Annotated in this window: 22 protein-coding genes and 1 pseudogene; 14 read left to right on the top strand and 9 right to left on the bottom strand. The window is 63.7% G+C overall.

What is annotated here, in order from left to right; genetic code table 11:
- The first annotated feature begins 12 nt into the window (after positions 1-12).
- Positions 13-1,782: a CoA-transferase gene (locus tag FJ953_RS07395; protein ID WP_140623767.1), complete on the top strand. Its 1,770-nt coding sequence runs from the start codon at positions 13-15 to the stop codon at positions 1,780-1,782.
- Positions 1,783-1,788: 6 nt separating this feature from the next.
- Positions 1,789-2,631: an SMP-30/gluconolactonase/LRE family protein gene (locus tag FJ953_RS07390; RefSeq protein WP_140497508.1), complete on the top strand. Its 843-nt coding sequence runs from the start codon at positions 1,789-1,791 to the stop codon at positions 2,629-2,631.
- 14 nt (positions 2,632-2,645) lie between these two features.
- On the opposite strand, the gene FJ953_RS07385 is transcribed toward FJ953_RS07390, so the two are convergent.
- The 5 genes from FJ953_RS07385 to FJ953_RS07365 form a co-directional block, all read right to left on the bottom strand.
- Positions 2,646-3,566 (bottom strand): ABC transporter permease, encoded by a 921-nt coding sequence (locus tag FJ953_RS07385; RefSeq protein ID WP_140515241.1) that lies wholly within the window; start codon positions 3,564-3,566, stop codon positions 2,646-2,648.
- A gap of 31 nt (positions 3,567-3,597) precedes the next feature.
- Complete coding sequence (locus tag FJ953_RS07380; RefSeq protein WP_140561639.1) at positions 3,598-4,692, bottom strand: ABC transporter permease; 1,095 nt, start codon at positions 4,690-4,692, stop codon at positions 3,598-3,600.
- Entirely contained in the window at positions 4,676-6,223 is a 1,548-nt protein-coding gene (locus tag FJ953_RS07375; RefSeq protein WP_140623765.1) for an ABC transporter ATP-binding protein, read from the bottom strand. The genes FJ953_RS07380 and FJ953_RS07375 overlap by 17 nt, the downstream gene beginning before the upstream one ends.
- Before the next feature lie 98 nt (positions 6,224-6,321).
- The gene (locus FJ953_RS07370) at positions 6,322-7,416 is read right to left on the bottom strand and encodes a BMP family ABC transporter substrate-binding protein (protein WP_140555643.1); all 1,095 of its coding nucleotides are present in this window, start codon (positions 7,414-7,416) and stop codon (positions 6,322-6,324) included.
- On the bottom strand, positions 7,413-8,246 hold the full coding sequence (locus FJ953_RS07365; protein WP_140497518.1) for a GntR family transcriptional regulator: 834 nt from the start codon (positions 8,244-8,246) through the stop codon (positions 7,413-7,415). Before FJ953_RS07365 ends, FJ953_RS07370 begins: the two co-directional genes overlap by 4 nt.
- A gap of 249 nt (positions 8,247-8,495) precedes the next feature.
- Between FJ953_RS07365 and FJ953_RS07360 the strand changes: the two genes are divergently transcribed.
- From FJ953_RS07360 to FJ953_RS07325, 8 genes and pseudogenes are all read left to right on the top strand, one after another.
- Complete coding sequence (locus tag FJ953_RS07360) at positions 8,496-9,353, top strand: aromatic ring-hydroxylating dioxygenase subunit alpha (protein WP_140623764.1); 858 nt, start codon at positions 8,496-8,498, stop codon at positions 9,351-9,353.
- A gap of 31 nt (positions 9,354-9,384) precedes the next feature.
- The gene (locus FJ953_RS07355) at positions 9,385-10,275 is read left to right on the top strand and encodes an aromatic ring-hydroxylating dioxygenase subunit alpha (protein WP_140623762.1); all 891 of its coding nucleotides are present in this window, start codon (positions 9,385-9,387) and stop codon (positions 10,273-10,275) included.
- A gap of 21 nt (positions 10,276-10,296) precedes the next feature.
- Positions 10,297-12,063, top strand: coding sequence for a Rieske 2Fe-2S domain-containing protein (locus FJ953_RS07350; RefSeq protein WP_140623760.1), 1,767 nt, complete (start codon positions 10,297-10,299; stop codon positions 12,061-12,063).
- Between the two features lie 9 nt (positions 12,064-12,072).
- A complete protein-coding gene (locus FJ953_RS07345) occupies positions 12,073-12,720 on the top strand; it encodes a glutathione S-transferase (protein ID WP_140497527.1) in 648 nt (215 codons plus the stop codon).
- A 57-nt stretch (positions 12,721-12,777) separates the two neighbouring features.
- Positions 12,778-13,905 (top strand): S-(hydroxymethyl)glutathione dehydrogenase/class III alcohol dehydrogenase, encoded by a 1,128-nt coding sequence (locus tag FJ953_RS07340; RefSeq protein ID WP_140497529.1) that lies wholly within the window; start codon positions 12,778-12,780, stop codon positions 13,903-13,905.
- Positions 13,906-14,178: 273 nt separating this feature from the next.
- The gene (fghA, locus tag FJ953_RS07335; protein ID WP_140497531.1) at positions 14,179-15,012 is read left to right on the top strand and encodes an S-formylglutathione hydrolase; all 834 of its coding nucleotides are present in this window, start codon (positions 14,179-14,181) and stop codon (positions 15,010-15,012) included.
- Between the two features lie 27 nt (positions 15,013-15,039).
- Positions 15,040-15,165 (top strand): annotated as a pseudogene (locus FJ953_RS07330) (isocitrate/isopropylmalate family dehydrogenase); the annotation flags it as partial.
- Between the two features lie 55 nt (positions 15,166-15,220).
- A complete protein-coding gene (locus FJ953_RS07325) occupies positions 15,221-16,291 on the top strand; it encodes a tartrate dehydrogenase (protein ID WP_140525099.1) in 1,071 nt (356 codons plus the stop codon).
- 127 nt (positions 16,292-16,418) lie between these two features.
- Here the strand turns inward: FJ953_RS07325 and FJ953_RS07320 are convergent, their stop codons facing one another.
- Entirely contained in the window at positions 16,419-17,354 is a 936-nt protein-coding gene (locus tag FJ953_RS07320; protein ID WP_140623758.1) for a LysR family transcriptional regulator, read from the bottom strand.
- A 77-nt stretch (positions 17,355-17,431) separates the two neighbouring features.
- Between FJ953_RS07320 and FJ953_RS07315 the strand changes: the two genes are divergently transcribed.
- On the top strand, positions 17,432-17,959 hold the full coding sequence (locus FJ953_RS07315) for a hypothetical protein (protein ID WP_140514462.1): 528 nt from the start codon (positions 17,432-17,434) through the stop codon (positions 17,957-17,959).
- Between the two features lie 64 nt (positions 17,960-18,023).
- Here the strand turns inward: FJ953_RS07315 and FJ953_RS07310 are convergent, their stop codons facing one another.
- The 3 genes from FJ953_RS07310 to FJ953_RS07300 form a co-directional block, all read right to left on the bottom strand.
- A complete protein-coding gene (locus tag FJ953_RS07310) occupies positions 18,024-18,770 on the bottom strand; it encodes an SDR family NAD(P)-dependent oxidoreductase (RefSeq protein WP_140525098.1) in 747 nt (248 codons plus the stop codon).
- A 59-nt stretch (positions 18,771-18,829) separates the two neighbouring features.
- Complete coding sequence (locus tag FJ953_RS07305; RefSeq protein ID WP_140623756.1) at positions 18,830-20,341, bottom strand: altronate dehydratase family protein; 1,512 nt, start codon at positions 20,339-20,341, stop codon at positions 18,830-18,832.
- A 178-nt stretch (positions 20,342-20,519) separates the two neighbouring features.
- Positions 20,520-21,194: a GntR family transcriptional regulator gene (locus FJ953_RS07300; RefSeq protein ID WP_140497544.1), complete on the bottom strand. Its 675-nt coding sequence runs from the start codon at positions 21,192-21,194 to the stop codon at positions 20,520-20,522.
- A 311-nt stretch (positions 21,195-21,505) separates the two neighbouring features.
- Here FJ953_RS07300 and FJ953_RS07295 point away from each other — a divergent pair, with 311 nt between their 5' ends.
- The 3 genes from FJ953_RS07295 to FJ953_RS07285 are packed head-to-tail and all read left to right on the top strand — an operon-like array spanning position 21,506 to position 24,995.
- The gene (locus tag FJ953_RS07295; protein WP_140623754.1) at positions 21,506-23,005 is read left to right on the top strand and encodes a sugar ABC transporter ATP-binding protein; all 1,500 of its coding nucleotides are present in this window, start codon (positions 21,506-21,508) and stop codon (positions 23,003-23,005) included.
- Positions 23,002-24,000, top strand: a complete 999-nt coding sequence (locus tag FJ953_RS07290) for an ABC transporter permease (RefSeq protein WP_224617804.1) — start codon at positions 23,002-23,004, stop codon at positions 23,998-24,000. Before FJ953_RS07295 ends, FJ953_RS07290 begins: the two co-directional genes overlap by 4 nt.
- On the top strand, positions 24,000-24,995 hold the full coding sequence (locus FJ953_RS07285) for an ABC transporter permease (protein WP_140498090.1): 996 nt from the start codon (positions 24,000-24,002) through the stop codon (positions 24,993-24,995). The genes FJ953_RS07290 and FJ953_RS07285 overlap by 1 nt, the downstream gene beginning before the upstream one ends.
- Positions 24,996-24,998: the final 3 nt, after the last annotated feature.

Below are 24,998 nucleotides of genomic sequence, written 5' to 3'. Positions count from 1 at the left end.
AACCGTGCCGCAATGTCCCTGGTCAAGCCGAACCGGCCGCGCTTCACGGATGTCGAAGGACTGGCCGCGATGGTCGGCCATGGCGAATCGTTTGGTGTCGGCGGCCACCATTTCGCCCGGCTGCCGATCGCATTGCTGCGTGCGATAGCCCGGTCGGGCGTCAAGGATCTGCATTACATCTGCTGGGCCGGCGGCTTGCCCCTCGAACTGCTGCTCGAAGCGCATGCCGTGGCTGAGATCGACCTCTGTTTCTCCAGCCTCGACATTTTCGGCTTGCCGCCAAAATTCCGCGCAGCCGCCGAAAGCGGCGCGATACCGGTTCGCGATTGGACGGCGCTGGCCATGATCCAGGCGCTGCGGGCGGCGCAGCAGAACCTGCCCTCGATGCCGTTCCAGCTTCCGCTGGGATCGGGCATGCTGGCGCGCGTGCCGGGTGCGAGCGCCAGACCTGATCCGATTGCCGGTACCGAAAACGGATTCGTCCCGCCGCTGCGGCTCGACACATTCGTCGTCCATGCCCAGCGCGCCGATGAAAGCGGCAATGTGCAGATCATCGGGCCCCGCGCGCTGGACTTCGCCATGGCGGGTGCGGCGCGCAAGGTGCTGGTCACGGTCGAGGAAATCGTGCCGGGCGGGACGCTGCGCCAGGACGGCCGCCAGAGCGTGCTGACCCGCAACCAGGTTTCGGCGATTGCGCTGGCGCCGGCCGGCGCCTATCCGGCCTCGTGCCTGCCGTTTTACGTCACGGATTATCAGCGATTGTCGGAGGCGTTCGCCGACCGGCAAACGCCTTTGGCGGACAATCTGCGCCCGCCTTCCGAGGGCGTGCCGAAGCCGTTGCAAAGAGCTGCGAAGGTTCGAGCTGACACAGTGCTTGCCATGCCGGCGCTTGCGCGCGCCGAAGAGAAAGCATCCGTCGACGAGATCATCGCCGCCCGCATCGCCGCCGAACTCACCAATGAGAGCTTCGCCAGCGCGGGTGCCGTCTCGCCGCTGGCCAATGTCGCCTATCGCCTGGCCAAGGCGACGCACGCGCCGGATATGATCATCGCGACGATGAGCTGCGGCCATCTCGACATCGCGCCGAGCCCGATGATCCTGTCGCTGATCGAAAGCCTCGATTGCGAAACGGCCGTCGCGCATGCCGGCGGCGACGATACCTACTCGACCTATTACCAGGCCGGCGCGGTGACGCACGAGATCGTCGGCGCGGCACAGGTCGACCGGCGCGGCCGCGTCAACACGATCGCACTGCGCAAACCAAGCGGCGGCCTCATCCGGTTGCCGGGGCAAGGCGGCATGGCCGATGTCGCCAACATGCACCGCGATTACCTGCTCTACATCCCCCGCCACTCGATCCAGTCGCTGGTGGACGAGGTCGAGATCGTCAGTTCCGCCCGGGGGTTGCTGACGGCGGCCGAACGCGAGCCGATGGGCTATCGCACCGGCAGGGCGCTGGTCTTCACTGATCTCTGCGTCTTCCGGCTCGACGAGACTTCGAGGGAATTGATCGTCATCGAAACCATGCCGGGCGTTACGCAGCAGCAAATCCGTGACGCCACCGGATTTGCGGTGTCGTTCGATCCCGACTGCCGGGAGGTCTCGCTGCCTTCCGACGACATGCTCGCCACCTTGCGAAACCGCATCGATCCGCTCGGTCTGCGCCGTCTGGAGTTCGTCCGCGCCAAGGAGCGCGGCGCGCTGATCGCCGAGATTCTTGAAGCCGACCGCGCGATGGTCGAACGCTGCATCGCCGCGCAGACGGCGCTTGTCGAAAGCTGAGATCCCATGGCCAAGCCGTTGCTCGACATGTCAGCCGCGCGCGTTTTCTTCGACGGCATCTTCACCAGCCCGCGCGTCGCGCATCCGGAGGGCGTGGCCGTTCACCGCGATGGCTCGATCTGGTGTGGCACCGAAACCGGCGACCTGCTGCGGCTGGCCGCCGATGGCGGCTCGGTCGGGCGCATGGGCGGCACCGACGGTTTTCTGCTCGGCATCGCTTTCGACAGCGCGGGAAACTGCTTTGCCTGCGACCTCAGGCATGCCGCGATTTTCCGCTGGGATGCCGCGACAGCGCGCATGGAGCGCTTCGCGTCGGCCGGCATTCGCGTGCCGAACTACCCGATCGTCGACGAGGCGAGGGGTTGGCTCTTCGTTTCGGACAGCGTTGGCCAGGACAATCGCTCGGGCATCTTCCGCTACGATCTCAAGACGGGCGAGGGCGGCCTGTGGTGCCGGGAGGCGATGTCGTTCGCCAACGGCATGGCGATGGCGCCGGACGGCAACGGCCTCTATGTCGTGGAAAGCGACGCACCCTGCATCAGCTATGTGCCGATCCTTGCTGACGGATCGGCGGGGGCTCGTGAGATCGTCGTCGAGGGCGTGCACAATGTTCCGGACGGAGTGGCCTTTGCGCCTGACGGCTCATTGTTCATCTCATGTTATGAGCCCAGCCGTATTTATCGCTGGCAAAAGGACAAAGGTCTCGAAGTGCTGATCGAGGATCCCGCCGCAACCACGCTGGCGCACCCCACCAACATCGCCTTCAAGGGCGACAAGCTCTATACCGCCAATCTGGGTCGCTGGCATATTACCGAGATCGACTTGAGCCTTCTCCAGCAAGGGAAGTAGCATTTCGCAGAAGGTCAACTCGTCGGGCGAAAGGGTTTTGCCAGCGAGGCCGGGAAGTGCAGGGCCAGCATCTGGCGGTTTCGTGAGATCAGCACCAGAACGATGATGGTGGCGAGATAAGGCAGGGCCGAGAGCAGTTCGGATGGCACGTCCAGCCCCAGCGCCTGACCTTGCAACTGAAGGATCGTCATCCCGCCGAACAGCCACGCGCCAAGCAGGATGCGCAGCGGCCGCCAGGTGGCGAAGACCACCAGCGCAAGCGCGATCCAACCCTTGCCGGCAGTCATGTTCTCGACCCAGAGCGGCGTGTAGGCGACCGACAAATAGGCGCCTGCCAGGCCTGCCATCAGCCCGCCGAACAGCACGGCCATGTAGCGGATCCTGATCACGGGATAGCCGATCGCATGCGACGTCTGCGGCGACTCGCCGATCGTGCGCAGCACCAGGCCAGCTTTCGTGCGGTAGAGAAACCAACTGATGGCGACGAACATCAGCAGGGCCAGATAGACCATCGGATCGAAGCGGAACAGTAGCGGACCGATCAGCGGCAGATCGGACAGAACGGGGATGTCGAGGCGGCGCAGTGCCTCGATCGGCTCGCTGCCGAAGCCGCGCCCGAGGAAGGCGGAGACGCCCGAACCGAAGATCGCCAGCGCCAGGCCGGCTGCATATTGGTTGGTCAGGAACGTCAGCGCCAGAACGCCGAACAGCAGCGAGGCGGCCGCACCCGCCAACGCGCCGGCCAGGATCGCCACAGGCATCGGATAGCCCGCGGTGACGGCCCAGAATGCCAATGCGGCGCCCATCAGCATCATGCCTTCGATTCCGAGATTGAGGACACCCGACTTCTCCACCACGAGCTCGCCGAGCGCGGCGAATATCAGCGGTGTGGCGGCAATGACGGTGCCGGTGAAGATGGCGATGAATAGATCCATCAGGCTGTCTCCCGCACGATCCGAAATCCGCTCATCGTGCCGTCTCCAGCGCATGCGTGTCCCGGACGGGTCGCACCAGTCGAACGCGATAGAAGATGAAGAAGTCGGCGGCGAGCAGGAAGAACAGCAGGATGCCCTGGAAGATCCGCGTCAGGGCCGAAGGCAGGCCGAGCGTCATCTGCACACCTTCGCCGCCGAGGAAAAGCAGCGACATCAACAGCCCGCCAAGCACGATACCGAAGGCGTTCAGCCGTCCGACGAAGGCAACGATGATGGCCGCGAAGCCGTAGCCTGGCGAAATCTGAGGCGAGAGCTGCCCGAGCGGCCCGGCGGCTTCCGCCATGCCGGCGATGCCGGCCGCGGCACCTCCCGCCAGCAGTCCGATCCAGACCGCAGCCGATTCGCGAAAGCCGGCATAACGGGCGGCAAGCGGTGCAGCCCCGCTCACCGACATCTTGTAGCCGAGGAAGCTGCGGTCGGTGAACAGCCACATCAGGAGCACGGCGACGACCGTGATGAAGATCGACGGGTTGAGGCGATAGGCGGGGTCAAAGGATTCGAACAGGGCCGCCGTCGGCAGAAGTGCCGTCTGCGGATAGTTGAAGCCGGCCGGATCGCGCCACGGTCCGTGCACGAGATAGGACAGGAACAGCGTCGCGATATAGGTCATCATCAGCGTGACGAGGATCTCGTTGGTGTTCATGCGGGCGCGCAGAAAGGCGGGGATTGCCGCCCAGGCCATGCCGGCGCCCATGCCGGCGATGAACATCAGCGGCAACAGCAGCACGCTTTCGGGGTTCGGCCAGAAAAGCCCCACGCCGCTGGCCGCGATTGCCCCCATGGTGAACTGGCCCTCGGCGCCGATATTCCAGACATTGGCGCGGAAGCCGACCGCCAGCCCGCAAGCAATGAGGATCAGCGGCGAGGCCTTGAGCAGCCATTCGGACAGGCCGTTCATGGAAGAGAGCGGCTCGATGAAGAAGGCATGGAGGGTCGCCAGCGGATCATGTCCGAGGGAGGCGAAGAAAATCGATCCGACGACGACAGTCAACAGGGTCGCCAGTGCCGGCGCGGCAACGCGCATCAGCGAGGAGGGCTCCGGCCTTTGTTCAATCCTGAAGCGCATTGTTGCCACCCCCATTGGCCAATGCGCCGTCGCTCATGCCGCGGCCCGTCATCAGAAGTCCGATCTCCTCGCGATCGGTCGTCTTGCGCGCCAGCGGTGGGGAAACCTTCCCTTGGCAAATGACCAGCAGCCGGTCGCAGATCTCGAACAACTCGTCGAGTTCCTCGGAGACGACGAGCACCGCCGCGCCGGCGCGGCTGAGATCGACGATGGTCTGCCGGATGAAGGCGCTCGCGCCGACGTCAACCCCCCAGGTCGGCTGAGACACCAGGAGGAGCTTCGGCTGGAGCGCGATCTCACGCCCGACGATGAATTTCTGCAGATTGCCGCCGGACAGGCTTTGCGCCGTCGCCTGCGGCCCGTTGGCCTTGACCTTGAACCTATCGATTATGCCGGCGGCGAACGCCTTGGCCCGGCGCCGGTCGACCAGCCCGTTGCGCACCGTGCCGAAGCGGTGCGCGGTCAGCACCGCATTCTCCCACAGCGTGTGCGAGGGCACGGCGCCGCGCCCGAGCCGCTCTTCGGGAACGAAGGCGACGCCGAGCTTGCGGCGCTCGTGCGGGCGAAGGCGGGCTGCGCCGGTTCCGCAAATCCGGATGGCGTCGCTGCGCTCATGCGTGCGCTCGCCGCTGAGCAAGGCGATCAGCTCGGCCTGGCCATTGCCGGAAACCCCGGCCAGGCCGACAATCTCGCCGCCATGCACCTTGAAAGAAATGTCCTTCAGGTCGACGCCGAAATGATCCCGGGACTTCACCGTAAGTCTGTTGACCTCGAGCACCGGTCTGTCGCTTGGCGTCGGCGGGCCGACATGCATTTCAGGCAGCTTCGAACCCACCATCATGCGGGCAAGCTCCAGCGACGTCGTCTCCTTCGGACGCGCGGTACCGGTGACCTTGCCGTTGCGCAGCACGGTGGCGGTGTCGCAGAGCTCCTGGACCTCGTCGAGCTTGTGGCTGATATAGACGATGCTGCAGCCCTCGGCGGCAAGTTGGCGGAGCGTCTCGAACAGCTTCACCACCGCCTGCGGCGTCAGTACCGAGGTCGGCTCGTCGAGGATCAGCAGTTTCGGCGCCTGCAGCAGGCAGCGCACGATCTCGACGCGCTGGCGCTCGCCGACCGACAGGTCGTGCACCTGGCGATGCGGGTCGATGGGCATGCCGTAGCGGCGCGACAGATCGCGGATCTTGTCGGCGAGCGAAGGCAGGTCGTATGCGCTGCTTGCCGAGAGCGCTATGTTCTCGACCACCGAAACGGATTCGAACAGCGCGAAATGCTGATAGACCATTTCGATGCCGAGTGCGCGCGACATCGCCGGGGTGTGCGTGGCGATCGGATTGCCGTCGCAAAAGATCTCGCCGGAATCGGCTTGCGTCGCCCCATAGATGATTTTCATCAGGGTGGATTTGCCGGCGCCGTTTTCGCCCAGCACGGCATGGATCTCGCCGGGTTGAATCGACAGCGACACATCGTCATTGGCGACGACGCCGGGATAGCGCTTGCAGATGTTGCGCAGTTCTAGTCGCGGATGCATGGCGGGTCCTGCCGTGGCGTGAAGCGAGGTTGGACGGGAACCAGGCAAGGAGACGCCGAAGATATGGACTTGGGCGTCTCCCGGCACTTTTACGGCGATCAGCTCAGCCTGCCGATCATCCCCTTCACGAACCAGTTCATGCCGCGAATGTCGTCATCGGCCAGAACCGAACCGGCGGCAACCTTGACGTTGCCGTCCTGATCCTTCAGCTCCCCGGCGTAGGGATGAAGCTTGCCGCTGCCGATGTCGGCCTCGAGCTGCTTGAGCTTGGCGCGCGCATCGGCGGGGATACCCTCATTGTAGGGGGCCATTTTCACCACCCCGGCCGCCAATCCGTCCCAGCGGACTTCCGGCTTCCAGGTACCGGCGGCCACGGCCTTGGCTGCGCCGACATAGTCGCTGGTCCAATCGAGAACGAAAGAGGTCAGCTGCTTGCCCGAGGCGAATTTCGACATGTCGCTGGCATAGCCGATCGACCAGGCGCCACCTTCGCCGGCGACCTGTACGCCGGTCGCGGTGTCCGTCATCGAGCAGACCACGTCGCAGCCTTGAGAGATCAGCGTCTTGGCCGCCTCCTTCTCCTTGCCCGGGTCGAACCAGGAATTCAGGAAGATGGTGTTGCAGGTCGCGTTTGGATTGACGCTCTGCGCGCCAAGCAGCAGCGCATTTGCCGGACCGACGATGTCGGGGATCGGAAAGCCGCCGATGAAACCGATCTTGCCCGATTTGGACATGTAGCCGCCCGCCGCGCCGGCGACGAAGGTGCCTTCGTAATATTTCGCTTCGAAGGTTCCCAGATTGGCTAGGTGGACGATGCCTGAGCAGTGTTCGAACGCCACCTTGGGAAAGCGCGGCGCCACCTTCTGCATCGGCGTTCCATGCGAAAAGCTTGTGCCGAAGATCAGCCTGTTGCCGGCGCTGGCCAGTTCGCGGAAGACACGCTCGGCGTCCTGCGGCATGAAGATGTTGTCGATGACGGTGAGCTCGACCTTGTCGCCGAATTCGGCCTTGATGGCCTCGACGCCGAGGCTGTGCTGCTTGGTCCAGCCGATCTCGGCGACCGGCGAGACGTAGACGGCACCGATCTTCAGCACCTCCTGCGCCTGTGCGATGGTGCTCAGCGCTCCCGCGCCAAGAGCCGCGCCGGCCGCGCCGCTGTGTTTCAGGAATTCACGTCTCGTCAGTTTCTTCATGATGGTAGCCCTCTGTTGGTCTTTTTTGTTGATGCCCGGCTTGTCGGTGCCCGGTCTGTTCTGGGGATATGGAGGTGGAGATGCGTTGCCGCGTCGCCGCCGCCGGATGCATTCGACAATCTTCGCAGCGGCACAGTCGCGCCGTCGGCCTTGCCGTCGAGATAGGGCGCTAGCGCTTCGGCAGGCGTCATCTCTGGAAACACTGCGCGATCCATGATGTAGCCGCGCACCACCGCGCGGTGGTGGGTGTCGATCAGGTCCATGGCCGGTTTCAGCCGGCCCTTCTCCAGCAGGTCGACGACCCGCGAGTGGTCGTCCAGCAGATTGCAATAGTCGAAATCGGCTGAAATGAGGGAGCGCAGCAGCGTCGTGCGGCGCACCAGCTGCGCGTGGATTTCCTGCATGACCTTGTTGCGGCTGAGGCGTACGAATACGGTATGGAACTCTTGGCCAAGCACGTCGGCCAGCGCATCGTTGCCCGCCGCAACAGCTTGGCGCTGGCGCTCGACATGCTGGCGCAGCTCAGCCCAGCCGGCCGGCCCGAGGCGATCGCTGAGCTGTGCTGCGACGCCCTGTTCGACGAGCGTCAACGCGTCGTAGATCTCCATCGCCTCCTGCATGCTCGGCTTGGCGACGAAGGCACCGCGGTTGCGTTCGATCTGGGCCAGCCCGTCATCGGCGAGCCGGATCAGGGCCTGGCGCACCACGATGCGGCTCACGTTGAATATTTCGGAGAGTTCGCGTTCGCCGAGCTTGCAGCCGGGCACGAGGCGATGGTCGATGATGGCGCGGGTCAGCGTATCCGCGATGGTCTGGGAACGGCTGCTCAAGGCATGGTTCTCCGCCATTTCGACGTCATGATCAGCGGGCTTTCGTGATGGCGACATGCCTTGTCAGGACACGACATATCCCAAGTTCAGCTTTCTCATATCGGAATTCAATCATCATAATCTGTCAACACAAAAAAGGATTTTGGACGACAAAAAAATGTTGATTGGTATCCAATCTTGTGGTTTCGTCATCCCGAAACGTCGGGCTAGGTTCATGGTGAAGGGCTAGCCGAGTTGGGAGGGAAGCCGATGGCAACCCGTTGCGTTGACCGCGAGCTTTTGAACGACTGGCACATCGTCGCGGATCAGGAATCGCTAAGCCAGGATACGCGGTTTGCCACATGCCTGCTTGGGGTCGCTCTCTCCGTTTACAAGTGTTCAAACAAGATCGAAGTCGTTCGCAGCGATACGGGCGCCACGCTGAAAAGCGCCCAGCGTTATGGCTTCATCTGGACCTGCCTGGACAAGCCCTGGCGCGACATCATCTATATCCCTGAGGCCAATGAGGCAGACCGGCATCTGGTCAGCGGCGGTTCGATCGCGGTCAAGGTGTCGGGCCTCCGCGCGGTCGAGAATTTTCTCGATATGGGGCATTTCCCCTTCATTCATGCCGGCTGGCTCGGCGAGGAGCCGCATACCGAGGTCGCGCCCTACAAGGTTGAGATCACAGCGCAGGACGAGGTGCTGGCGACCGAATGCAAATTCTATCAGCCGGTGGCTTCGCCGACCGCCAAGGAAGGCTTTGTCGTCGACTACATCTACAGGGTGATTCGGCCCTACACGGTGGCTCTCTACAAGAGCAACCCGATCCAGAAGGACCGGCTCGACGTCATTACCCTGTTCGTGCAGCCGGTGGACGAGGAAAACTGCATCGCGCATCCTTACCTCTGCTATCTTAAGGAAGGCATGGAGGCGGCAACGGTGCGCAGCTTCATGCAATTGATCTTCGCCCAGGACAAACCGATCCTGGAGAACCAGGTACCCAAGCGCCTGCCGCTCGATCCACGTGCCGAGACCCCGATCCGTGCCGATGCCGTGTCGGTTTCCTACCGGCGCTGGTTGCGTGATCGGGCCGTCACCTATGGCGCGATACGGGCACAAGCCTGATGACGTCTGAGGGCTTCCAGAGGATAAAACGATGACAAAATGCTCGGATCCTGTGATCCTCAATCTCTGGCATCCCGTAGGGGCGATCACCGAGACCATTCCCGGCGCTGTCCAGGACACCGTTCTGCTCGAGGAGCGCCTCAGTTTTGCGGTCGATATGGATGGTGAGCCCGTCGTCTGGCGCTCACGTCCCGATGTAGAACGGGTGGATCGTGTTCCAGGCGCCGACAGACTGCCGGCAAGAAGCGCCTACGGCTATGTCTGGACTTCGCTCGGCTCGCCACCGGCCGAGCTGTTCCCGATCCCGGAATATGAAGAGCCGGACCGCCGCAAGCTCAACGCGGCCACGTTTGGCGTCAACGTCTCGGCACCGCGCGCCATCGAGAACTTTCTCGACATGGGCCACTTTCCCTATGTGCATACCGACATACTCGGCGTCGAGCCGCATACCGAAGTCAAGGAATACGACGTCGAGATATCCCTCGACCGTGACGAGATCCTGGCCACGCGCTGCCGCTTCTTCCAGCCGATGGCTTCGACCGCTTCCGGTGGCGGCGCCGACGTGGACTATGTCTATCGCGTGCCGCACCCCTATTGCTCCGTGCTCTATAAATCGAGCCCGGTCGACGAGGCACGGCGCGACGTCATCGCCATCTTCCTGCAGCCGGTCGACCAGGAGCATGTGCGCGCCCACATGCTGCTTTGCGTGCTCGACGAAGACAATGAAGACAAGGTGATCAAGCGCTTCCAGCAGACGATCTTCGGCCAGGACAAGCCGATCCTGGAAAACCAGGTGCCCAAACGCCTGCCGCTCGATCCGCGCGCCGAAACGCCCATCCGGGCCGATAAGTCGGCCATCGCCTACCGGCGCTGGCTCAGCCAGAAGGGCGTGACCTACGGTGTCATTCCGGTTGCGGCCTGACGAGATTCTTGGAGACGATTGATGTTGGAAGAAGCCAGAAGCCAGTGGCATCCGATCGCCGCTTCCCATGATTTGCCGTACCGCCACGTTTTCCATGGTCAATTGCTCGGCCGGGAATTCGCCGTCTGGCGTGCCGATGACGGCTACGTCAACATCTGGGAAAACCGCTGCCTGCATCGCGGCGTCAGGCTGTCGATAGGCATCAATGACGGGCGCGAGCTGAAGTGCCAGTATCACGGCTGGCGTTATTCGAACCGCACCGCCGGCTGCACCTACATTCCCGCGCATCCTGCCGACGCGCCGGCCCGCACCATCACCAACCGCACCTTCCCGGCGGTCGAGCGCTACGGTCTTGTCTGGTCGTCCGAGGAGCCTCGTGGCGAGGTGCCGGATGTTGCCGCGCTGACCGAAGGCAAGCTGCTCGCCTTGCGCGGCATCGCGGTCAACGCGCCGGCCGACAAGGTCGTCGAAAGGCTGAAGGCCTATCGCTTTCAGCCCAACGCAGCGATCGAAGGCGAGGGCGCGGAAACCATCATCGAGGCCGCGCGGGATTTTGCCGTGGCGCTGCACTCGCACGATGGTGGTGCCGAGACGCGCGGCGTGTTCTTCGTGCAGCCGGTTGATTCAAACCGTTCGGTGATCCGTGGCGTGCTCGATCAGGAGGCCGAAGGGGCCACCCGCATCGCCATCCTGCGCCACCACAATGAGCGGCTTTCCAAGCTGCGCGACAAGGTCGAGCGCGACGTCGCGAACGCACCGGCGCCCGCACCGATCGAGCCGGTCTACGAAAGGGTGTCGGCCGAACTCGCCGAAATGCCCGAAGTGACCGCGCATGGCCGCAAGGCGGCGCTGCGCGTCAGCGTGGCCAGGAAATGGCAGGCGGCCGACGGCGTTGCCGGTTTCGAGCTCCGCCCGATCAAGGGCATCCTGCCGACGTTCCAGCCTGGAGCCCATATCGACGTCTATATGCCCAATAGCGAGATCAGGCAGTATTCGATCACCAACGGCCCTGGTGAAACCGACAGCTTCATCATCGGCGTCAAGCTGGAGCGCGATTCCAAGGGCGGTTCGAAATGCATGCACGAGACTGTGCGCGAGGGGGACGTGCTGGCGATTTCCGAGCCGCGTAACAATTTCCCGCTGCGCCGTGACGCGATCAAGACGCTGTTCGTCGCCGGCGGCATCGGCATCACGCCGCTGCTCGCAATGGCGCAGGCGCTGAAGAACCAGGAACTGGCGCACGAACTGCACTATTTTGCGCAAGGGCAGGAACACCTCGCTTTCGCCGATCGGCTGAAGCATCTCGGCGATGCGCTGAAGCCGCATCTCGGGCTGTCGCCGGACGCGACCGGCGCCGAGCTTCGAGGGATTCTCGCCGGTTACCGGGACGGCATGCATCTCTATATCTGCGGTCCCGGACCGATGCTGGAAGCCGCGCGCAAGATCGCCGCCGAGCAGGGCTGGCCGGATACCGCCATCCATTTCGAATATTTCAAGAACACCAACAAGATCGACGACAGTTCGAGCTTCGAAGTAGCGCTGGCGCGCTCCTGCGTCACGCTGCAGGTGCCGGCCGGCAAGACGATCATGCAGGTCATGCGCGAGAATGGCATCGATGTTCCGTCGTCCTGCGAGCAGGGCGCATGCGGCACCTGCGTCGCCACCGTGATCGAAGGCGAGCCGGACCATCAGGACGTCTACCTCAACGATGCCGAGCGCAAGGCCGGAACCAGGATCATGACCTGCGTCTCGCGCGCCAAATCGGCACGCCTCGTGCTCGACGTTTAGGAACTCCCGATGATCACGCTTTACGATTACGAACTTTCGGGCAATTGCTACAAGCTGCGGCTGCTGATGAGTTTTCTCGGCATCGACTACAAGACAGTGCCGGTCGACTTCTACCCCGGCCGCGAACACAAGTCGGAATGGTTCCTGAAGCTCAATCCGCTTGGCCAGCTGCCGGTCATCGAGGATGAAGGGCTGATCCTGCGCGACGCCCAGGCGATCCTGGTCTACCTCGCGTCGAAATACGATCCGTCGGGCACATGGTATCCCCGGAACAGACCGGCCCTGCTCGGCGAGATCAGCCAGTGGCTGGCCTTCGCCGACGGCATCACTTCGACGGCGTCGGCCGCCCGCCTGCACGACGCGCTGTTCTACGATTTCGACATCGATGCCGCACGCGCCGGCGCGCACCGGCTGTTCCGTATCCTCGACGAGCATCTGTGGTTCGGCGAGCAGCAGGGCCGCGGCTGGATCTGCTCGGCCGATCATCCGACCATCGCCGATATTGCCTGCTTTCCCTACATCATGCTGTCGGAGGAGGGCGGCATTACGCGCCAGGACTATCCCGCCATCCGGCGTTGGTGCGATCGTGTCAAACGCATCAAAGGCTTTACCGTGATGTCGGGCGTGTTCCCGGCGGGGCCGGCCAAGGCCGCATGATTTCTATCGCAACGCCGGGCGATCGATCGTTCCGGCAAGCAAGTTTGGGAGAAAGAAATGAAAACCCGCGCCGCTGTTGCCGTTGCTGCCGGAAAGCCGCTTGAGATCATGGAGGTCGACCTCGACGGCCCGCGCGAGGGCGAGGTGCTGGTCGAGATCAAGGCGACCGGCATCTGCCACACCGACGAGTTCACGCTGTCGGGCGCCGATCCCGAGGGCCTGTTTCCGGCCATTCTCGGCCATGAGGGCGCCGGCGTGGTAGTCGATGTCGGCAAGGGCGTCACCTCGGTCAAAAAGGGCGACCACGTCATCCCGCTCTATACGCCCGAATGCCGCCAGTGCCCGTCGTGTTTGTCGCGCAAGACCAATCTGTGCACCGCCATCCGCGCCACGCAGGGCCAGGGCCTGATGCCGGACGGCACCTCGCGCTTCTCGATCGGGGGCGAAAAACTGTTTCACTATATGGGCTGCTCGACCTTCTCCAACTTTACGGTGCTGCCGGAGATCGCCGTGGCCAAAGTCAATCCCGACGCGCCCTTCGACAAGATCTGCTACATCGGCTGCGGGGTGACCACCGGCGTGGGCGCGGTCATCAACACCGCCAAGGTCGAGCAAGGCGCGACCGCGGTGGTCTTCGGCCTCGGCGGCATCGGGCTCAACGTCATCCAGGGCCTGAAACTTGCCGGCGCCGACATGATCATCGGCGTCGATCTCAACAACGACAGACGAGCCTGGGGCGAGCGCTTCGGCATGACGCATTTCGTCAATCCGAAGGAGATCGACGGCGACATCGTTCCCCATCTCGTCAACATGACCAAGCGCGGCGCCGACCAGATCGGCGGCGCCGACTACACGTTCGACTGCACCGGCAACACCAAGGTGATGCGCCAGGCGCTGGAGGCTTCGCATCGCGGCTGGGGCAAGTCGGTGGTCATCGGTGTGGCGGGCGCCGGCCAGGAGATCTCGACGCGGCCCTTCCAGCTGGTCACCGGGCGGACCTGGATGGGCACCGCCTTCGGCGGCGCGCGCGGCCGCACCGACGTGCCCAGGATCGTCGACTGGTACATGGACGGCAAGATCGAGATCGATCCGATGATCACCCACACGCTCAAGCTCGAGGACATCAACAAGGGTTTCGACCTCATGCATGAGGGCAAGTCGATCAGGAGTGTCGTGGTTTATTGAGGGCGGCCACACGCCGCGGGCACGAGGACATCCCCGCTTGGACCGACAGGAGCCCTGTCGGCTTGAGAAGGCGGGCCACAGAAATGCCCGGACTTTTCGCTACCTCCAGCCTCCCGGCCAGGTCGGCGTGTTCCCAAAGTCCGGCGTCGACCGGCGGCGTGACCAAGGTGCACCTCGGTTACGCCGCCGGTGCTGTTTGCAGGGCTGAAGGTTGCGGGTGCGGCGGCCGGCAGCTATGTCGGACGGAAAGGTCATGACGAAAAGGCAGAGTTGATGAAAGTCGTTTCCACGTCCAAGTCGCATGGCGGCGTCCAGGGTGTTTATTCGCACGCTTCAGAGGTCTGCGCCTGCGACATGACCTTTGCCGTCTTCGTGCCGCCGCAGGCCAAGGATGGGCCGGTGCCGGTGCTGTGGTATCTTTCGGGTCTCACCTGCACTCATGCCAATGTCATGGACAAGGGCGAGTACCGGCGCCTGGCGGCCGAGCTTGGTCTCATCGTGGTCTGCCCCGACACCAGCCCGCGCGGTGCCGATGTGCCGGACGAGAAGGATAATTGGCAGTTCGGCTGCGGCGCCGGTTTCTATGTCGATGCGACGCAGCAGCCTTACGCCAGGAACTACCGTATGTATTCCTACGTCCTCGACGAGCTGCCGGGATTGATCGCCGCGAACTTCCCTGCCGACATGGCGCGCCAGGGCATATCGGGGCATTCGATGGGCGGACACGGCGCGTTGACGATCGCGCTGAAGAACCCCGACCGCTTCAGGAGTTGCTCGGCCTTCGCGCCGATCGTTCAGCCAACGACTGCTGGCTGGTCGCGGCCTGCGCTCGAGAAATATCTCGGCGCCGACGACAGGGACTGGCGCGCCTATGACGCCACGCTGCTTATCGAGGACGGCCGCCGTTTTGGCGAGTTCCTGGTTGACCAGGGCACGGCCGATGGGTTCCTTGACGAAGGCCTCCGTCCGTGGCTGCTCGATGAAGCCTGCAAGAAGGCCGGCATCGACCTCACCTTGCGCATGCAGGAAGGCTACGATCATTCCTACAACTTCATCTCGACCTTCATGGACGATCACCTGAAGTGGCATGCCGCTCGGCTAGGCTGAAGAACCGCCGGGCATCATCAGCGGTAGGGTCTGTGCATCGGCGAAGGCGACATAGCCACGGCGCAGGCGGCGCACGGGTCCGCGCCCGATATCGCCGGCAAGGGCATCGTCAATCCCTATGCGATGATCGAATCCACCCGCATGCTGCTGCAATGACTTGGCCACAACCGCGGCGCCATCGTCGCTGCCATCGAGAAGGAAACTGAAAATGTCCTCGCATAGGATCGCCGTCATCGGCGGTGACGGTATCGGGCCGGAGGTCGTCGAAGCCGGCGTGAAGGTGCTGGAAGCCCTGACCGCTGTCGAGCCGGGTCTGGCCTTCGACTTCAAGCGCTTCGACTGGGGTTCCGATTATTACCGCCGCAACGGCCGCATGATGCCGCAGGACGGCCTCGGGCAATTGGAGGGTTTCGATGCGATCTATTTCGGCTCGGTCGGCGATCCGGACCTTCCCGACGACGTCACCCTCTGGGGGCTGCGCCTGGCCATCTGCCAGGGGTTCGACCAATACGCCAACGTGCGGCCGACGCGCCTCTTGCCCGGGCTGACCGGCCCGTTGCGGCCCGATCTCGGCAAGCAGATTGACTGGGTGATCGTGCGCGAAAACAGCGAAGGCGAATATGCCGGCGTCGGTGGTCGCGCCCATCGCGGACTGCCTATCGAGGTCGGCATGGATGTCGCCGTCTTTACCCGCGCCGGGATAGAACGCATCGCACGTTTCGCCTGCGAGCTTGCGCTGTCGCGCCCCCGCAAGCTTCTGACGGTTGTCACCAAGTCGAATGCGCAGCGTCACGGCATGGTTCTGTGGGACGAAGTCGTGCGCGGCGTGCTTCGCGACTATCCCGGTCTCAGCGTCGACTGGATGCTGGTGGACGCCATGACCCAGCGCATGGTCAACAAGCCCGGCAGCATCGACACGGTTTTGGCGACCAACCTGCATGCCGACATCCTCTCCGACCTGGCCGCCGCGCTGGGTGGATCACTCGGCATCGGCTCGACGTCGAACATCGATCCCTCGCGCAGCCGGCCGTCCATGTTCGAACCCATCCACGGTTCGGCCTTCGACATTACCGGCAAGGGCGTCGCCAATCCGCTCGGATCGTTCTGGACGGCGAGCCTGATGCTTGAGCATCTCGGCGAGCAGGCCGCCGCGCGGCGCCTCATGGTTGCGATCGAGCTTGTCACGGACCGGGCGGAATATCTCAGCCCCGATCTCGGCGGCACCGCGAGCACCGCCGAGGTTACCGCCGCGATGATCGCGGCCCTTCGCGCCAATTAGAGTAATTCCAGGAAAAGCGTGTACGGTTTTCCCGGGAAAAGCGCGTAGCGCTTTCCCTTGGGAATTGCGACAAAAACAAAGAGATAGCGCGGCACGAACAGGCAAGCATGTCATCGAGGGCGTGGCCTCAGGAAGTTCGCGCGCCTTCGGCGTCCGTTCCCCGATATTTAACATGCTCTATGAACGCGCGCAGCTTGGGCAGGACCTGGCGTCTGTCGGGATAATACAGAAAAACGCCCGGCGTCGTGACGGCGAAGGGCGTGAGCAACGCTTGCAACCGGCCATCGGCAATCGGGGCTTCGGTGAGAGGGCCGGGCACCTGTGCAAGTCCGACACCTTGGATCGCCGCGCCAAGCAGTGTCGGGTAATCATGCGCGACCAGCGGCCCGGAGACGATTGCCTCGACCGTCTTGTTGCCGTCGATGAAGGGCCAGGGCGCGATCGATCCGTTGGAGCGGCGCATGCGCAGGCAGGCATGGCCGCGCAGATCGTCGATGCGCTCCGGCCGCTTCTGCCGGCGCAGATAGCCAGGGCTGCCGACGACCACGAGCGGGAACGGCGGCGTCAGCCGAACCGCGACCATGTCGGCGGCGATGAACTGGCCGAGCCGGATGCCGGCGTCGAACCCCTCGGCCGCCAGGTCGACCAGTTCACCGCTTGCGGCGATCTCCACCTCTACTTCGGGATAGGCCTGGCAAAAGGATGCCACCAGCGGCTCCAGCAGGATCGGCACCACGGCGCGCGGCACAGAGAGGCGCAACAGCCCAGTCGGCCGCTGCCCAAGTTCACGTGCGACTTCGCTTGCGGCGACCAGTTCCTCGAAAGCGGGCTTTGCGCGCGAAAGGAACCGTTCGCCGGCTTCGGTCAGGCCGACGCTGCGCGTCGTGCGCATGAAGAGCGCCGCACCGACGCGCACCTCGAGCGCGCGCACCGCCTGGCTGATCGCCGATGGCGTGACGCCGAGCTCCGCGGCCGCTTTTCGGAAGCTGCGGTGTTGCGCGACGCCGAGGAACGCCTCCACGCCGTCGAGCGCACCTTTCCGGATTGTGAAGTTCTGCTTCATGCCCCGTCAACATTATCGCGAATAGTCGACCGCTGGAAGCGGGCGTAAATTGCGCCTTGCATCTCTCGGGAGGCCATATGTCGCCTGCAACCATTTTCCTGTTACATCTCGCTCTAGGCTACGTGCCTTGGCTGCTCTGCGTCGGCGTGTATGTCTTGCCCCGGCTCAGATCCGTCAACCTGGTCGAGGCGCAACGTGCCATCGCCACGCTGCACAGCTTCCGCTTCTTCGGGCTTGTCTTCATCGTTCCAGGCGTCGTCGGGCGCGATTTGCCGGCTGATTTCGCCACCTTCGCCGCCTATGGCGACTTCGCAACCGGAGTGTTGGCCATGCTGGCGCTTTTGACGACGAGGATACGTCCGCTGTTCTGGTTGTCCGTCGTCGCGTTCAATCTCGTGGGGACGATCGATATCGCCGTCGACTACTATCACGGCAGCCAAGCCGGTCTTCCTGAGCTGGCGGGGCAGTTGGGCGCTGCATACGCGATCCCCGTAATCTATGTCCCACTGCTGATGATCACGCACGTCGTCGCGTTCTACCTGATGGTGCGCCCCCAGATCCAGGCAGCTCGAGTCTTCGCAGGCGACGCGGCCGCATCTCCGTGAGGCAGCAAGTGCCGGTGTACCGGCGCGCCGCGGCGCAGACGCTTCGCGGCGCGCGGGTATTCGACTAATAGGTCGTGCGCCCGCCCGACAGGTCGAAGGTCGAGGCGGTGGTGAAGCTGTTTTCCTTTGAGACGAGCCAAGCGACCATGGCGGCGGCCTCGTCGACCTCCAGCAGACGGCCGCGTGGAATGCGCGAGCGCATGTATTCGATGTGCTCGGGCGTGAGCTGTTCGAGGATTCGGGTCTGCGCGGTGGCCGGCGAGATGCAGTTGACCGCAATGTCATACTGCGCGAGCTCCTTGCCGAGCGATTTGGTCATGCCGATGACCGCCGCCTTCGAAGCGGAATAGGCGGCGGCGTTGGGATTGCCTTCCTTGCCAGCGACGGAAGCGATGTTGACGATCCGCCCGTAATTGCGCGCCTTCATCCCGGGCACCACGGCGCGGTTGACGTAGAAGGTGCCGTTGACGTTGATGTCGATGATCTTCTTCCACGTCTCTATGTCGTAGCTGTCGAGCGGGGCGGCGGGACCGGCAATGCCGGCAGAATTGACCAGGATGGAGATTTTGCCGGCGCTCTCCTCGGTTTTCGCCCGCGCGGCGTCCACCGTCTCCCAATTCGCAATGTCGACGACCAGCGTCGTGGCGGCCTTGCCAAGGTCGCGCTTGGCCGTTTCGAGGCGCGCCTCGTCGACGTCCCATAAGGTGACCGTCGCGCCGGAGGCGACGAAACGTTTGGCCATCGCGAAGCCGAGGCCTTGCGCGCCTCCAGTGATCACGGCGTGTTGGCCGTCAAGATCGATCCTGTTCATGCCGGGCGTTCTTTCTGGTTGAGTGAATTGAGGTTGCCTGTTGCGGGCGGGCGATGTCGCTACATGGTAGCGCCGAGGTTCCAAGGCACGAACTCATTGTCGCCGTAGCCCAGCGATTCCGATTTGGTACGCGCGCCCGATGCCACGCGCAGGATCTCTGCGAAGATCTCCTGGCCTTTGTCGTCCAGCGTGACGCCGTCGAGGATGTCCCCGCAATTGATGTCCATGTCCTCGCGCATCTGCTCGAAAATGAAGGAATTGGAGGCAAGCTTGATCGAGGGCGTCGGCTTGCAGCCGAAGGCCGAACCGCGCCCGGTGGTGAAGCACAATATGTTCGCGCCGCCGGCGACCTGGCCGGTTGCCGAAACCGGATCGTAGCCGGGCGTGTCCATGAAGACGAGGCCGCGTTCGTTGATCGGTTCGGCATATTCCAGCACCGCGCGCAGATTGGTCGTCCCGCCCTTGGCGGACGCGCCGAGCGACTTCTCCAGGATCGTCGTCAACCCGCCGAGCTTGTTGCCGGGAGACGGGTTGTTGTTCATCTCCATGTCGTGCCTGGCGGTGTAGTCCTCCCACCAGCGGATACGCTCGATCAGCTTCTCGCCGACCGCGCGGTTTTCCGCACGCATGGTGAGCAGATGTTCGGCGCCGTAGATCTCCGGCGTCTCGGACAGCACCGCCGTGCCGCCTTGCGCCACAAGCAGGTCCACGGCGGCGCCAAGCGCCGGATTGGCGCTGATGCCGGAATAGCCGTCCGACCCGCCGCATTGCAGCGCGAGCACCAGTTCGGAGGCCGGTTGTGGCGTCCTTTGCGCGGCGTTGACCATGGGCAGCATATCGACGATCGCCTTGACCCCGGCCTCGACCGTCTTGCGTGTGCCGCCAGTCTCCTGGATCGTCATCGTGCGGAAGGTCGTGCTCTCCTCGATATTGTAGGACTGCATCCAGCGCGGAATCTGGAACGCCTCGCAGCCGAGCCCAACCATCAGCACGCCGCCGACATTGGGGTTCGTGGCAAAACCCCACTGCGTGCGCTTCAAGAGGTCGTAAGCGGGGCCTTTGGTGTCAATGCCGCAGCCGGTGCCATGGACGAGCGAGATCACGCCGTCGACATTGGGATAGTCGCGCAGGATGCCGCAGCGGTTGACCTCTTCTACGATGAAGCGGGCGACGCTGGCCGAACAATTTACCGAGGTCAGGACAGCGATGAAGTTGCGCGTCCCGACCTTGCCGCTCGGCCTGCGGTAACCCATGAAGCTCGCGCGCTCGGCTTCAGGGACGACAGGCGTTTGCCTGGCGTTGGTGCCGAACAGATAGTCGCGTTCGAAATTGCGCAGATATACATTGTGCTCGTGAACCCAATCGCCGGCGGCGATCGGTCCGCGGGCGAATCCGATGGTCTGCCCATATTTCACGACCGGCTCGTCCGAAGCGATGTCGCGGATCGCCATCTTGTGGCCGCGCGGTATGCGCGCCTTCGCGGGCATGTCGCCTGCCTTGTCGCCGATCATCAACGGATCGATCGCCAGAAGGATGTTGTCGGCATGCGAAAGCTGGATGAACCGCGCCATTACAAACTCTGAAAAAGCCCCCGTCGGCACAATGCCGCCGAATGGATCGGAATACTAATATAATAGATTGTCAACGGTCAAGCTGCGAACACGGCTCACCAGGCATCGGCAAGCCGATCGGATGCCAGGTTCGGGACCTCAAACCTGCGCCGCCCGTCTCAGCGCTCAGTCGAGGTCGTCAGTCGAGAAGCTCGGCGGCGACTTCGAGCGTGTTGCGAAATGACGTCTCGAGGTGATGCTCCATTGCCTGTGCGGCGCCCTCGGCGTCGTGACGCTTCAGCGCGTCCAGAATGGCCTCGTGCTGCTCGATCGTCTGCTCGCCATAGCCGGGCTTCGGAATGGCGAGATAGCGGCCGCGATCCATCTGCGCCTTTGAGATGTCGACGGCGCGCCAGATCATCGGCAAGCCGCATATTTCAGCAATGGTGCGGTGAAAGACGTCGTCGAGCTGAATCGCTGTGGCGTACCTGCCGCGCGCAATGGCGAGCTTATGCGCGGCCATGTTGTCTTCCAGCAATTCACAGGCAGCCGGCGTCAGCTTGGCGGCGGCGCGCCTGGCGCTCTCCATCTCCAATGCACGCCGGATGACATAGGCTTCCTCGAGGTCGGCCCGGCTGATGGGAGCAACGTAGGTGCCGGTCTGCGCCAGGATCTTGACGAGCCCTTCGTCGCTGATGCGTTTGACCGCTTCGCGCACGGGCGTGCGCGAGACGCCCAGCGCTTCGGCAATGGCGATCTCATTGATGACCTCACCCGGTTTCAGCCGTCCGACGACGATCATGTTGCGGATCTTGTTGTAGATCTGGTCGCGCAGCGGGAGGGCTCGATTGAGGGTCGAAGGATCTAGATCCATGGAAAATCCCATCGTTCGTCCGCCTGAAATGGCAAAATTATTCGAATGTCAAACGGAATGCACCTGCTTGCGACGCCGGGTTCGTTGCGATCCGACGCCAGTGACGGGAGCGGTCAGATCCAGCTTGCCAGAACTATTATATTAGTGCAATAGTGCCGCCCGTTGCGTGATTTTCAGCCTATGGTGAAGTGCCTGGTGCGGATGCGCTGAAAGGGGCCTTCGGGCCGGCTCGAGGTGGGCCGAACCGTGCCTGGAAGTGCATTATACTAACATAACGCTGCCTGCATGCTACCAGGAAGGACCAAGCCTAGATGAGTGCCGCCGCCGATTGTGCCCTGGACATGAGAGGCATCTCCAAGACTTTTCCCGGCGTGAAGGCCCTGTCGAACGTCAATTTCGCCGTCCGGTTCGGCACCGTCCATGCGGTCGTCGGCGAGAATGGCGCCGGCAAGTCGACGCTGATGAAGGTGCTCAACGGATCCTACGCTCCGACCGCCGGCACGATCCTCGTCGGCGGCGCCGAAGTGCCCATGCGGCGTCCCGCCGACGCCCAGGCGCTCGGCATTCGCATGGTGCACCAGGAGATCAATCTTGTTCCCGACCTGACCGTCGCGGAGAACGTCTATCTCGGCCGCATGCCCGGCAAATGGAGCTGGCTGCACAAGGGCGAAATGGTCAGGAAGGCCGCCGCCGTCCTCCACGAGCTGGGCGCGGCCATCAACCCGCGCGCGCGGCTCGGCGACCTGTCGATCAGCCAGCAGCAACTGGTCGAGATCGCCAAGGCCTATGCGGCGCAGCCCAGGATCATCGTGCTGGACGAGCCGACATCGAGCCTGAGCGAGCACGAAACCGCGGCGCTGTTCCGGATCCTTCGCAAGATGCGCGATGACGGCATCGCCATCGTCTACATCAGCCATAGGCTGAAGGAGGTTCTCGAGATCGCCGACGAGGTGACCGTGCTGCGCGACGGCTCAATGATCGAGACCCGTCCGATCGACGGCATAACCGCGGCCGAGATGATCAGGCTGATGGTTGGCCGCGAGGTCGCCAACGTGTTCCCGAAAAGCCCGGCCGCGATCGGCAAGTCCGTGCTGCGTGTCGAACGCATCGGCGACGGGGCGCATTTCAGTGATGTCAGCTTCGATGTGCGCGCTGGGGAGATACTGGGCTTGACCGGACTGGTCGGGGCGGGTCGCACCGAGGTAGCACGCGCCATCTTCGGCCTGTCGCGGCTGGTGGAGGGAACGGTCAGCGTCTACGGGCGCAAGGTCGCCATCAACTCTCCTTCCGAGGCGGTGCGAGCCGGGATCGCCTACGTCCCCGAGGACCGCAAGGGCGACGGCATCATTCCGGGCATGTCGGTCCGCGAGAACATCAGCCTGTCGATATTGCGGCGTCTGACCAGCTTCGGCCGTATCAGGCGCAGCGCCGACCGTTCGCTGGCGACGACCTATGTGAAGCAGTTTTCCATTTCGCCGCCCGACGGGGAGCGGCGCATCAACCTGTTGTCGGGAGGCAACCAGCAGAAGGCGGTCATCGCCAAATGGCTCGCGGCCAAGCCCTCCGTGCTCATTCTCGACGAGCCGACGCGCGGCGTCGACGTCGGCGCCAAGGCCGAGATCCACAGCATCATCGGCCGGCTTGTCGCCGACGGCATGGCGGTGGTGATGATCTCGTCGGAACTGCCCGAAATCCTCGGCGTCTGCGATCGCATCGTTGTGATGCGCGACGGCCGCGCATCGGAGGCGCTCGCCCGCGCCGAACTGAGCGAGGAGCGCATCATGGCGCTGGCGACGGGGGAGGCTGCATGACTGATGCGGCCATGGAGACCAGCGGGGCGAACCGCAATGACCGCTTCACGCGCGGCAGCAGGCTTGCCGATGTCCTGTCCAAGGCGGGGCTTGGCTTCGCTATCCTTGCAGTGGTGCTCTACGGCTCATTCGTCAGCCCCGCCTTCTTCACCACAGGCAATCTGCTCAACGTCCTGACCTCGATGTCCATTGTCGGCATCGTCGTTGTCGGCATGACTTTCGTGCTTGTGGCAGGCGGCTTGGCCGACCTGTCGGTGCCGGCCACCATCGCCTGCGGGGCCATCCTCTCGCTCGGGCTGCAGCCAATGATCGGGCCGGTTCCTGCCTTCGTCCTGGCGGTGGCGCTTGCGGGCCTTATCGGCCTGCTCAACGGCGTGCTGGTCGGCTATGTCGGTATCAATCCCATCATCGCCACGCTCGGCATCGGCACCATCGGGCTGGGCATCGTGCAGGCCACTGTCGGCGGCGTCATCGTCTATGGCAACAATCCCGCTTCGGCCGAATTCGCCAAGGGCCGGCTCTTCGGCGTCCCGGTCGTGGTGCTGATTTTCCTGCTGATCGCTCTCATAGGGCATTTCGTCCTCTCGCGCTCCTTCTGGGGCAGGTGGACGCTCGCCACGGGCGGCAATTACAGCGCCGCCGAGGCGAGCGCGGTGCCCGTGCGAGCGGTGAAGGCCGGTGCGTTCGTGATCACGGCGTTGGCTTCGGGCGTCAGCGGCGGCCTGCTGGGCCTGACCTTGCAAAGCGCGCGGCCGCTGATCGGCGCCGGCTACGAGTTCAGCGCCATCACCGCGGTCGTGGTCGGCGGCGTGTCGATTATCGGCGGTTTCGGCTCGGTGCCGAGGGCGATCGCGGGCCTGATCTTCGTGCAGCTTCTGACCAACGTCATGGTGCTCGACGGCGTGCGCACGCCGATCCAGGGTTTTGTCCTCGGCATCCTGATCGTCGGCGCCGTCGGCATGGACGCGGCATTGCGCAAGAGGGGGGTGGCGTGATGAGGTTCCTGGCGCTTGCCTCGCGGCACAGGGTGGTGATCATCCTCGGCCTGACGCTGATCATTTCCGCCTTGGCGGTTCCGGGTTATTTCTCCGCATCGACCCTCGGACTCGGCCTCGACCGGGCGGCGACGATCGGCCTGATCGCCATTGGACTTACGGTGCTTCTGGTCGCCGGCCAGATCGACCTCTCCGGCGGCGCGGTATTCGCGCTGGCGGGGATCATGTCGGTCATCCTGCAGCGCGAGATCGGCATCCTGCCTGCCGCACTTGTCGGTATCCTGGTCGGCATGCTGGCAGGCGCCATCAACGGCGCGCTGGTCGTCGGGCTGAAGGTGAACTCGCTGGTGCTGACGCTGGCGACGATGCTGATCTTCCGCTCGCTCGCGCATTGGATCACCAACAGCCAGCCGGTGACCGGCACCGACATCATGCTTTCACTGGCGTTCGCCAAGATCCATCTCGAAATCTTCACCATCCGCAGTGCGCTGTTCATCGTTCTGATCGTGCTGCTGCATGTCTGGCTGACGCGTACAATACCGGGCCGAAATGTCTTTGCGGTGGGGTCCAATCCGGCGGCAGCCAAGGAGAGCGGCATCGCTTCCGATCGCATCGTTTTTCTGGGCTTCGTCTTCGCCGGGACGCTCGCCGGTCTCGCAGGCGTTCTCCAGAGCCTCGTCACCAACACCGGTTCGCCCGTCTTCGGCTCGGAACTGACGGTCGCCGTCATTGCCGCGGTCGTGGTCGGCGGAACCCGCCTCGAAGGCGGCAAGGGATCCGCGCTCGGCACGCTTGGCGGCGTGCTGACGATCGGCTCGCTGACCATCGCGATGGAGTTCCAATCCGTTCCCGCATACGTCCAGCAGGTCGTGTCGGGGCTTATCCTGATCCTGCTCGTCGTGCTCGATCGGGCCGTGACTACCAAGGGGAGGGCGCCGGGCACAGGCCCCGCGCTCATTCGCGACAATCCAATCACTCAAGGAGGAAATACATGATCG

The sequence above is a fragment of the Mesorhizobium sp. B2-3-6 genome (genome assembly GCF_006442305.1).
Lineage (GTDB): Bacteria > Pseudomonadota > Alphaproteobacteria > Rhizobiales > Rhizobiaceae > Mesorhizobium.
Note: the sequence above shows the minus strand (reverse complement) of the source record. Positions and strands in the feature narration are given on the sequence as shown.

Excerpts from the sequence above, each read along its gene's own strand:
- FJ953_RS07395 (WP_140623767.1), top strand. The coding sequence starts at position 13 with ATGTCCCTGGTCAAGCCGAACCGGCCGCGCTTCACGGATGTCGAAGGA.
- FJ953_RS07390 (WP_140497508.1), top strand. The coding sequence starts at position 1,789 with ATGGCCAAGCCGTTGCTCGACATGTCAGCCGCGCGCGTTTTCTTCGAC.
- FJ953_RS07385 (WP_140515241.1), bottom strand. The coding sequence starts at position 3,566 with ATGGATCTATTCATCGCCATCTTCACCGGCACCGTCATTGCCGCCACA.
- FJ953_RS07380 (WP_140561639.1), bottom strand. The coding sequence starts at position 4,692 with ATGCGCTTCAGGATTGAACAAAGGCCGGAGCCCTCCTCGCTGATGCGC.
- FJ953_RS07375 (WP_140623765.1), bottom strand. The coding sequence starts at position 6,223 with ATGCATCCGCGACTAGAACTGCGCAACATCTGCAAGCGCTATCCCGGC.
- FJ953_RS07370 (WP_140555643.1), bottom strand. The coding sequence starts at position 7,416 with ATGAAGAAACTGACGAGACGTGAATTCCTGAAACACAGCGGCGCGGCC.
- FJ953_RS07360 (WP_140623764.1), top strand. The coding sequence starts at position 8,496 with ATGGCAACCCGTTGCGTTGACCGCGAGCTTTTGAACGACTGGCACATC.
- FJ953_RS07355 (WP_140623762.1), top strand. The coding sequence starts at position 9,385 with ATGACAAAATGCTCGGATCCTGTGATCCTCAATCTCTGGCATCCCGTA.
- FJ953_RS07350 (WP_140623760.1), top strand. The coding sequence starts at position 10,297 with ATGTTGGAAGAAGCCAGAAGCCAGTGGCATCCGATCGCCGCTTCCCAT.
- FJ953_RS07345 (WP_140497527.1), top strand. The coding sequence starts at position 12,073 with ATGATCACGCTTTACGATTACGAACTTTCGGGCAATTGCTACAAGCTG.
- FJ953_RS07340 (WP_140497529.1), top strand. The coding sequence starts at position 12,778 with ATGAAAACCCGCGCCGCTGTTGCCGTTGCTGCCGGAAAGCCGCTTGAG.
- fghA (WP_140497531.1), top strand. The coding sequence starts at position 14,179 with ATGAAAGTCGTTTCCACGTCCAAGTCGCATGGCGGCGTCCAGGGTGTT.
- FJ953_RS07325 (WP_140525099.1), top strand. The coding sequence starts at position 15,221 with ATGTCCTCGCATAGGATCGCCGTCATCGGCGGTGACGGTATCGGGCCG.
- FJ953_RS07320 (WP_140623758.1), bottom strand. The coding sequence starts at position 17,354 with ATGAAGCAGAACTTCACAATCCGGAAAGGTGCGCTCGACGGCGTGGAG.
- FJ953_RS07315 (WP_140514462.1), top strand. The coding sequence starts at position 17,432 with ATGTCGCCTGCAACCATTTTCCTGTTACATCTCGCTCTAGGCTACGTG.
- FJ953_RS07310 (WP_140525098.1), bottom strand. The coding sequence starts at position 18,770 with ATGAACAGGATCGATCTTGACGGCCAACACGCCGTGATCACTGGAGGC.
- FJ953_RS07305 (WP_140623756.1), bottom strand. The coding sequence starts at position 20,341 with ATGGCGCGGTTCATCCAGCTTTCGCATGCCGACAACATCCTTCTGGCG.
- FJ953_RS07300 (WP_140497544.1), bottom strand. The coding sequence starts at position 21,194 with ATGGATCTAGATCCTTCGACCCTCAATCGAGCCCTCCCGCTGCGCGAC.
- FJ953_RS07295 (WP_140623754.1), top strand. The coding sequence starts at position 21,506 with ATGAGTGCCGCCGCCGATTGTGCCCTGGACATGAGAGGCATCTCCAAG.
- FJ953_RS07290 (WP_224617804.1), top strand. The coding sequence starts at position 23,002 with ATGACTGATGCGGCCATGGAGACCAGCGGGGCGAACCGCAATGACCGC.
- FJ953_RS07285 (WP_140498090.1), top strand. The coding sequence starts at position 24,000 with ATGAGGTTCCTGGCGCTTGCCTCGCGGCACAGGGTGGTGATCATCCTC.